The 1,197-nt window shown below is 67.2% G+C and carries 1 protein-coding gene; it reads right to left on the bottom strand.

The genetic code is table 11. The features are described 5' to 3' along the window. Positions 1-6: 6 nt before the first annotated feature. The coding region (locus tag A6M21_RS12300; RefSeq protein ID WP_151191929.1) for a ComEC/Rec2 family competence protein at positions 7-1,197 on the bottom strand (1,191 nt) is incomplete at its 5' end.

Genomic DNA, 1,197 nt, shown 5'->3' with positions numbered 1-1,197 from the left:
CTTCCCTCATGCCGCCCGGCCGCCGGGTTCCCGCCGGCGTCCGGTTTCAACCCGCCATGTTTTGCCACCGGTGGTCAGGATCACCGCCCCGTCCAGGTCCGTGCGGTAAATACGGGCCGGTGTCTGTTCAAGCAGGTTGATGGTTTCCGGCGCCGGCTGACCGAAGTTGTTGCGCGCGCCCACGGAAATGACCGTCACCGCCGGCCGGGCGGCTTCCAGAAAAGCCGGCAAAAAATAACGGCTGCCGTGGTGGGGCATTTTGAGCACAGTGCAGGCCGGGACGGCGCCGGTCTCGAGCAGGGCGCGCTGCGCCTCCACCTCCATATCCCCGGTGAGCAGGATGCTCTGTCGGCCGTAACTGATCCGGATAACTACTGAATTGTTGTTGGCGTCTGAGCGTGTGCCCTGAAAAAGGGGGCGGGGCGGCCCGAGCACATCTATTTGCAGCGCCGGATCCAGGCGCAGTCGGTCGCCGGCCGCCGCCGGCTTGACCGACACGCCCCGGGCGGCCAGAGCGGACAAGAGCCCGGTGTAAGCGGGAGAGAGCTCACTGGCGGCCCGTCCGGATCCGGGCCGGTATTTACCCGCAGTGGGTATTACGGCCGGAAATGCTTTACTGCCTGTGACCAAAGACATCAGCCCCGCCTTGTTTGCGCCCGGCGTGTCCGATACGGTGGGCGCCCCGGTCCCGGCGGCAGTTGACGGGGACTGCGCCGGCCCGGAAGAAAAACCAAAGGGTGAAACCACCGCCAGGCCGGTGGGGAAGGCGCCGGCCACCGCCGCCGCGCCGCCGGCGTGATCCTCGTGGGGGTGGGTGAGCACCAGCACGTCCAACCGGCGCACTCCCAGGCGGCGCAGGTATGGTACCACCACCCGGCTGCCGGCCCCTTCGCCGCTGTCAAATTCGCCTTGCCAGCCGCCGGCGTCCACCAGCATGTGCTTGCCGCCCGGCGTCTCCACCAGTATACAGTCCCCTTGTCCAACATCAATAAAATGGATACGCAGCGGTTTTTCCCGGTAGCCGTGTGCCGACACAGCGAGCAGGATCACTGCGCCGCCCAAAAGGACGGCCCCGGCCGGCCGGTAATGCCGGCGCCACCAGGCAGCCACGGCCGCCCGCCCGGCCGGGGTGGACAGCCACACGGACAGAAAAAGCAGGCCATACCAGAGCACAATCAGTGCCAACGGCGGGGTGGA

It is taken from the genome of Desulfotomaculum copahuensis (genome assembly GCF_001655685.1).
GTDB classification, from domain to species: Bacteria; Bacillota; Desulfotomaculia; order Desulfotomaculales; family Desulfovirgulaceae; genus Desulfotomaculum_G; species Desulfotomaculum_G copahuensis.
This window is presented reverse-complemented; position numbering and strand designations above follow the sequence as displayed.